This is a genomic window from Neisseria sp. 19428wB4_WF04 (assembly GCF_015235335.1).
Taxonomy (GTDB): domain Bacteria; phylum Pseudomonadota; class Gammaproteobacteria; order Burkholderiales; family Neisseriaceae; genus Neisseria; species Neisseria musculi.
Window position 1 is genome coordinate 24,567 of sequence record NZ_JADGLG010000027.1, and the last position, 7,766, is coordinate 32,332.

5 protein-coding genes and 2 pseudogenes are annotated in these 7,766 nt (G+C 53.8%); 5 read left to right on the top strand and 2 right to left on the bottom strand.

The window, feature by feature from the left end; translation table 11 throughout:
* Nucleotides 1–70: 70 nt before the first annotated feature.
* The 4 genes from IR141_RS07405 (at nucleotide 71) to IR141_RS07420 (ending at nucleotide 4,614) form a co-directional block, all read left to right on the top strand.
* Nucleotides 71–1,327, top strand: a complete 1,257-nt coding sequence (locus IR141_RS07405; protein ID WP_194198384.1) for a cell division protein ZipA C-terminal FtsZ-binding domain-containing protein — start codon at nucleotides 71–73, stop codon at nucleotides 1,325–1,327.
* Nucleotides 1,328–1,856: 529 nt separating this feature from the next.
* Entirely contained in the window at nucleotides 1,857–2,129 is a 273-nt protein-coding gene (locus tag IR141_RS07410; RefSeq protein ID WP_135035351.1) for an ACT domain-containing protein, read from the top strand.
* 12 nt (nucleotides 2,130–2,141) lie between these two features.
* Complete coding sequence (locus IR141_RS07415) at nucleotides 2,142–3,500, top strand: PFL family protein (RefSeq protein WP_135035354.1); 1,359 nt, start codon at nucleotides 2,142–2,144, stop codon at nucleotides 3,498–3,500.
* Between the two features lie 250 nt (nucleotides 3,501–3,750).
* Nucleotides 3,751–4,614 (top strand): phosphoribosylaminoimidazolesuccinocarboxamide synthase, encoded by an 864-nt coding sequence (locus IR141_RS07420; RefSeq protein WP_135035363.1) that lies wholly within the window; start codon nucleotides 3,751–3,753, stop codon nucleotides 4,612–4,614.
* A 439-nt stretch (nucleotides 4,615–5,053) separates the two neighbouring features.
* On the opposite strand, the gene radC is transcribed toward IR141_RS07420, so the two are convergent.
* A complete protein-coding gene (gene radC, locus IR141_RS07425) occupies nucleotides 5,054–5,761 on the bottom strand; it encodes a DNA repair protein RadC (protein ID WP_135035357.1) in 708 nt (235 codons plus the stop codon).
* A gap of 933 nt (nucleotides 5,762–6,694) precedes the next feature.
* Here radC and IR141_RS14195 point away from each other — a divergent pair.
* A pseudogene (locus tag IR141_RS14195) lies at nucleotides 6,695–6,912 on the top strand (DNA methyltransferase); the annotation flags it as partial.
* A gap of 664 nt (nucleotides 6,913–7,576) precedes the next feature.
* Here IR141_RS14195 and IR141_RS07435 read toward each other — a convergent pair.
* A pseudogene (locus IR141_RS07435) lies at nucleotides 7,577–7,766 on the bottom strand (IS1595 family transposase); the annotation flags it as partial.

The window sequence follows — 7,766 nt, forward strand, 5'->3', positions numbered from 1 at the left end:
TTTCGTTATAATCGCCGCATTGGGCCCAACCCCACGGATTAACGGATTATTGCATATGAGTGAAACCACACTGATTATCATCGTTCTCGTGCTCGCTGTTATTTTGGGCGTGATTGCCTACAATATGTATCAGGAAAACCAATACCGCAGGCAGGTGCGCGAGCAGTTCGGCCATTCCGATAAAGATGCCCTGATGGGCAGCAAAACCGATTTCGTGCGCGACGGCCAATCACAAGACCAGGCCGGCGCGCCCATCCGCCCCCTGCGCCATAAGGATATTTCCGGGCAGGAAGCCTTCGGCGGCAAAGACGATTTGTTTGCCGCCAAAGTTTCCGAAGCGGCAGCGGGCAAGCCCGATGTGGAATTTGAAGTGGAAGACGATTTCACTGAAACCGTTATCCGACCCGAAGTCAAACCCGCTGATGCTGTTTTCGACTTTAAAAAAATAGCGGCACCGGTGTTTTCGCAAACCAAACTGCAAGGCAAACGCAAACTGCTGCTTGATCTGAACGATCTTACCAAGCTCGAGCTGCCCTGGTTCGACCACCGTTTCGACTATATGGCCTATATCTCGCTGCACGAAGCGCAGGAGCTGCATTCGATTCCCCGCCTTTCCAGCCGCCACCGCTTTCAAATCGCCGGCTGCACCATGGACGGCCGCTTCCAAATCGCCGAGCCGATTCCCAGCGTTTACTACCAGGGTTTCGTTATCGGCCTGCAAGCCATCAGCCGCAGCGGCCTGGCCACCGTGCAGGAGCTTGAAAGCTTCGGCGGCCAGGTGAACCGGTTTGCCGAAAAAATGAACGGCGGCCTGCTGCTTACCGATGTGGAAATGTTTTTGAACACCGCGCGCCCGCTTGACGAATTGTGCGCCCGCGTAGACCAAACCATTGCCATGCACCTTGTTTCGCGCGGCACAGTCAGCGGCACCGAGCTGCGCGCCGCCGTGGAAAATCTCGGTTTCGAGTTGGGGGTGGACGGCGCATTTCATTTGTCTGACGAGCAGGGCGATCCGCTGTTCAGCATCATCACGCTCGACAATGCCCCCTTTACTTCCAGCCTGCTTGCCAACCAGGCCTACCGGGGTTTCAGCATGCTGTTCGACATCCCCCATGTGCCTGCCGGCGAAAAACAATTCAACCGCTTCATGGATTTGGCGGTGAAACTTTCCAGCACGCTGGGCTTGGATTTGGTAAACGACAAACTCGAAGAGCTTTCCACCCAGTGGCTCAAAGATGTGCGCAGCTATGTGTTGGCGCGTCAGGATGAAATGCAGAAAGTGGGTATTGAGCCGGGCGGTGTATTGTCGAAACGCCTGTTTTCCTGATTGCGAGCCGGTGCAGGCCACAGGCCGTCTGAACAAGTTTTCAGACGGCCTGTGGCCTGCAGTGAAGCAGATAAAGCCCGAGCAACTGCGGAGACAGTGCAACAGCACAAAACGCCGCCGGGTTTCGAACCGCAGGCGGTGTCGGCATGGTTTGGCCATGTTCAATCCGGCTGCGTTAAATGATGACGGCGGGGGGCTTGTGTTGCCCTGCCGGTATTCTTTGCGGCCGGCCGTTCCGTATTTATCGGGGCGGGTTGCTGTGAACCCGCTGATTCCCCAAGGTTTTGTGTATCCTGCCCTGCCGGCATTCTTTACGGCCGGCCGGCTCGTGCCGGGAATGCGTCAATCATTATCGTAACGGCAGCAAAGGCAGGGCATTGCCGTTTTGCGGTAAACCCGCAGGCGCACCGCAGGCAGTACGCTTCTTTTTCTATACAATACGGCTTATTTTTTCAGACGGCCTTTTGTGAAAAAACAGGCCGTCTGAAACCCGCCTAAAATTTCAAACCCAATATCAAGGAAACGCAATATGAGCCATTCAGTGATTACCGTTATCGGCAAAGACCGTGTCGGCATCGTTTACGATGTATCCAAAATTTTGGCCGAACACAAGCTCAACATTCTCAACATCAGCCAGCAGTTGATGGACGATTTTTTCACCATGATTATTTTGGTGGATACCGCCCAATGCCCGAAAACGCGCCAAGAGATGCTGGATTTGTTTGCCGGAGAAGGCAAAAGGCTGGCGCTGGACATCCGTATGCAAAACGAAGAAATCTTCAACGCCATGCACCGCATTTAAAGGGGCTGAATCATGAGCAAAATACAGTCCAACGAAATTCTCGAAACCGTGCGCATGGTGGCCGACCAGCATTTCGATGTGCGCACCATCACCATCGGCATCGATTTGCACGACTGCATCAGCAGCAATCTCGATGAACTCAACCGCAATATCTACAATAAAATCACCCATACCGGCAAAGATTTGGTTCAGACGGCCGCCTATCTTTCGGCCAAATACGGCGTGCCGATTGTGAACCAGCGCATTTCGGTAACGCCCATCGCCCAAATCGCCGCCGCCACCAAAGCCGATTCGTATGTGAGTGTGGCACAAACCCTCGACCGCGCTGCGAAAGCCATCGGCGTATCGTTTATCGGCGGCTTTTCCGCGCTGGTGCAGAAAGGCATGTCGCCGGCAGACGAAATCCTTATACGCTCGATTCCCGAAGCCATGAAAACCACCGACATCGTATGCAGCTCCATCAATATCGGCAGCACCCGCGCGGGCATCAATATGGACGCGGTGCGCTTGGCAGGCGAAATCATCAAAGAAACCGCCGAAATCACGCCCGAAGGCTTCGGCTGCGCTAAAATCGTGGTGTTTTGCAATGCGGTGGAAGACAATCCCTTTATGGCGGGGGCATTTCACGGCTCGGGCGAAGCCGGTGCGGTGATTAATGTGGGCGTATCCGGCCCCGGCGTGGTCAAGGCCGCGCTGGAGCATTCCGATGCGCGCACCTTAACCGAAGTGGCCGAAGTGGTGAAAAAAACAGCCTTCAAAATCACCCGCGTAGGTGAGTTAATCGGCCACGAAGCCGCCAAACGCCTGAACATTCCGTTCGGCATTCTCGATTTGTCGCTCGCGCCCACACCGGCTGTCGGCGATTCGGTGGCGCGCATCCTCGAGCAAATGGGTTTGAGCGTGTGCGGCACCCACGGCACTACCGCCGCGCTGGCGCTGTTGAACGATGCCGTGAAAAAAGGCGGCATGATGGCTTCGGGCGCGGTGGGCGGTTTGAGCGGCGCGTTTATTCCCGTGTCGGAAGACGAGGGCATGATTGCCGCCGCCGAATCGGGCATACTCACGCTGGAGAAGCTCGAAGCCATGACCGCCGTGTGCTCGGTCGGGCTGGATATGGTGGCCGTGCCCGGCACCACATCGGCGGCCACCCTTTCCGGCATCATCGCCGATGAAGCCGCTATCGGCATGATTAACGGCAAAACCACCGCCGTGCGCATTATTCCCGTGCCCGGCAAAGATGTGGGCGACAGCGTAGAGTTCGGCGGCCTGTTGGGCTATGCACCGATTATGCCGGTGAAAGAAGGCTCGTGCGAAGTGTTTGTGAAGCGCGGCGGGCGTATTCCCGCGCCGGTGCAGTCGATGAAAAACTGACCCGTCCCAGCCGGGGAGAAGCAGCGCGGCACTTGGTAACGCAGGTTTCCGCAATCTGCCCGAACGGCAGCATATTTGAATGCCCGCCTGCTTTGCCGCCCGTTAAGCCGCCCGCATCAAATGGTTTGATAAAAGGGTTGAGCCGTCTGAAAAAAACTTTCAGACGGCCTGGCGGCCCGGCAAACAATCCTCCCTGCCCTGCCGATTTAGGCTAAAATAGCCGCCCCGAAAGTTTCTCTTGGAAAAAGCCATGCCTGCCGCCAGCCTGAAAAAAATCTATTCCGGCAAAGTCCGCGACTTATACGGAATCGATGAAAAACGTATGCTTATGGTCGCTTCCGACCGTCTCTCTGCTTTCGATGTGATTCTCGATGACCCGATTCCCGGCAAAGGGGAAATCCTCACCCAAATGTCCAATTTCTGGTTCGGCAAACTCGCCCATATCCTGCCCAACCACTTAACCGGCGACACGGTTTACGATGTATTGCCCGAAGCGCAAGCCCGTGCATTGGAAAAACGCGCCGTGGTTGCCAAAAAACTCACGCCGGTTAAAGTGGAGGCTGTGGTGCGCGGCTATTTGGCCGGCAGCGGCTGGAAAGATTACCGGGCAACCGGCACGGTTTGCGGCATCAAACTGCCTGCAGGCCTGCAGGAGGCGCAGCGGCTGCCCGAAGTGGTTTTCACCCCTTCCACCAAGGCTGCCGTGGGCGATCACGATGAAAACATCAGCTTTGAAGAATGCGAAGCCCTCATCGGCAGGGAACTTGCGGCCGAAGTGCGCCGCAAAGCCATACAGCTCTACACCGAAGCCGCTGCCTATGCCGAATCGCGGGGCATCATCATCTGCGACACGAAATTCGAGTTCGGCCTTGACGAAAACGGCACGCTGACGCTGATGGACGAAGTGCTCACGCCCGATTCGAGCCGTTTTTGGCCGGCCGGCCAATACCGCACCGGCACCACTCCGCCTTCGTTCGACAAACAGTTTGTGCGCGATTGGCTGGAGCAGAGCGGTTGGAACAAGCAGGCACCGGCACCGAAAGTGCCCGATGAGATTATCCGCAAAACAGTGGAAAAATACCGCGAGGCATTAAACCTGCTCACCGGAGGTTGAGCCGCCGGCTGCAATATAACGATATAAACGGGTGCAAAGGCCGTCTGAAATTTTCAGACGGCCTTAAATGTAAAAAAACCCTCAAACAAGGTTTGCACGCTCCGTTTTTTGTTTGAAGACGCATTTGGGAATTTTGAGAATTGCCGGGAATGCCGCAAGGCGGGGAGACCCTTATAGTTCGGCATACCCAAAAAATCACGAAACCATCATTTCAGCAAAAAACAGCCCGGCATACCAAGCCTGAACCATCCGACAGCAGGCAGACTTTGACCGGCCTGCTGCATTTCCGGCACAAGGCGGCAGGCAATACAGACAATATGAAGCCGATTCTGTTACCGTTTCAGACGGCCGGCAAAATCGTTTTCTTCGGGTCGGGGTGCCGCAACACCGCAGCAGAAGCAAAGTGGATTTGCCGTAATCACAGCCGAGTTATATCCGGTTACGGTAAAACCGCATCCTGCATTTCTGCCTTTCCCATCAAACCGCACTCATGCAGCGATACCGCCTGCTTCGCCGTTACAATGAAATGGTCGAGCAAAGCCACATCCACCAAATCCAATGCCTGCGCCAGGCGGCGGGTGAAAGCAATATCGGCTTTTGAAGGCTCGGGCGAGCCGCCGGGGTGGTTATGGGCAATAATCACGGCGGCGGCATAATGCTCAAGCGCCAACTTCACGATTTCGCGCACATACACGGTATTTTCCGCCACCGTACCGCGGGAGAGCTCGTGCAGGGCTATCAGCTGGTTGCGGCTGTTGAGCAGCAATGCCATGCTCACCTCCACCCGCTCATGCCCCAAATGCAGGCGCAGCAGGTCGGCAACATCTTGAGGACGGTTGAAAACGGCGTTTTCATGCAGCTCTTCCCCCAGCACGCGCCGGCCTATTTCACGCACTACCGCAAACTGCGTGTAGCCCGCCAGCCCCATGCCTTTATGCACCGACAGGGTTTTGGCATCGGCACTCATCAACTTGCCCAAGCTGCCGAACTCGTTAAGCAGATAGCGCGCCAAGTCTACCGCACTCATGCCCCGTGTGCCCACCCGGAGCAGAATGGCAAGCAACTCGGCATCACTTAACGCCGCCGCACCGCGCGCCAGCAGTTTTTCACGCGGCCGTTCCCCTTCGGGCCACTGTTTGATACTCATATAATTATTCTTTAAGTTATTATTTCAAATATCATAACATTAAGGCGTCTGGAAAGAAAACAGATCGGAAGCTTTTGCAAAACCCCGCACGGTAAAATGTTTGTTTTTCACCATAACTGAGTTTGCCCGGAGTCCGGCACGCCCCCACCGAAGGCGTCATCGATGTAACCATCGGCCCGCCGGTCAGTCTGTGAGGATTCGGGCCGGACAAAAGCATGAGCCGTGTGCCGACTGCCCAACAACTCAGCGCCGCCGAGCAGCGAGCGGGTCAATCCGGCCGGAAACCAACAGGCCGTCTGAAAACGGCGTATATTTTTGTTACGTCCTTCAACACAATAGGCGCCTTACGCGCACATGGTGGTGTATCTGCATATCTTCGACACCGCAGTCATCGGCAAATACGGACATAGTAAAACCAACCAGAGCGACACAAGGCTGTGGCACCAATATTTGAAAAACATCATATTTTTAAACTATCAGGCCGTCTGAAAAATATTTTCAGACGGCCTGATAGTGAGTTATGACGGTTATTGTTTGTGATATCAGAAAATCCGCGAACCGTAACCAGCAGCGGCTCCCGAAGCCGAAGCGCCCCGCTGCTGCCCCATGGTGGGAAGGAGATGAAGAGTAGGCGACCATCGTTGCCGAAGAAGTTCGTCTGTCGGGCTGCCCCGCCACCTGCCGAACCGCCAAACCCGGCCCCCCTGACTAGGGAGGCTTCTGTTTCACAGGAGCGCGATATGGACAGCGAACTCCAAACTCAAACTCGATCCTAACCCCGAACCAGGACAGCGGCGGAACCCGTTGCCCCGATAGCCGATGCCCCAACGTCAGAAACGGCCGCAACAGCAGCCGAAACCGCCACAGTCCCTAAAGCGGCCGAAAGGCCGTCTGAAAGCACACAGCTTCAACGAAGTTAAAACTGCACCGCTTTCAGATGGCCTCAAAACCAAAGACCTGATCAGCATTCCGTGGAGGGTGGCTTTGGCGTTACAGGCCGACGGCTGGTATCTGCGCCAAGACATCATTTGGCATAAAACCAACCCATGCCCGAATCCGTAACCGACCGCTGCGTCCGTGCCCATGAATACCTGTTCCTGCTGTCTAAAAACAGCCGTTATTACTTTGATCACAAAGCCGTCAGAGAGCCGTCAGACAGCTATGAGGGCCACGATGCAGACCGGCAGAATGATTTCTGCCGCACAAAGAGAAAATATACGGGAGCACTGCCGGGGGGGGATATTGCATTACCCAACCTGCCCTTGACGCTTTTCTGCCCGAACAAGAAAATATGCAATTGCAGGCTTCGTTCAAAAGTAGGAGTGAAGAAAAATGCTTACAACATGGGGAGCTTGTACCGTTGCAAAAGCGGCATGCATATATTACGTTGACATTGCAATACCCGGTGAAAAAAGAGTTAGACGCTCTGCTCGTACGAAAGACAAAAAATCAGCTGAAAAACTGAGAGATGAATTTAAGCATAATGCTTGGTGCGTTTCCCATCTTGGCCACAAGCCTAAGCGTTTATGGGATGAAGCTGCTTTGAAATAGCTTAAAGAAAAATCAGAAAAAATAAGTAGTTATTAATAATGATAAATCAAAACTACGTTTGCTGACACAATTCAGAGGTCTATTTACACCATATTGATAACGACTTCGTAATGAATGTAGTGGATAATCTGAATTGCAAAGACAGTACAAAGAACCGCTATTTATCTCTTATCATTTCTATTTTGAATGCAGCTGCAAAAAAATGGAAATGGATAGACAAAGCACCATTGATAGAAAAATACAAGGGGCTGAAGTAGATTAGCCCTAAACACCACACCAAAGCCGCAAAGTTTTTAACTGCTGCTTTGGTGTCCCGAAGTTAAAACGAAACTCACATTCTTTCAAGAACAGAGGAAAAGATTTTCGGTCGATTCCGTTGTATTTGCGCAAGACACGTTTCGCCTGATTCCAAAAATTCTCAATGCCGTTGATATGGTTGTGTCGGTCGGCAAAC

Coding starts and splice junctions, on each gene's coding strand:
- radC (WP_135035357.1), bottom strand. CDS start 5,761: ATGAGTATCAAACAGTGGCCCGAAGGGGAACGGCCGCGTGAAAAACTG.
- IR141_RS07420 (WP_135035363.1), top strand. CDS start 3,751: ATGCCTGCCGCCAGCCTGAAAAAAATCTATTCCGGCAAAGTCCGCGAC.
- IR141_RS07410 (WP_135035351.1), top strand. CDS start 1,857: ATGAGCCATTCAGTGATTACCGTTATCGGCAAAGACCGTGTCGGCATC.
- IR141_RS07415 (WP_135035354.1), top strand. CDS start 2,142: ATGAGCAAAATACAGTCCAACGAAATTCTCGAAACCGTGCGCATGGTG.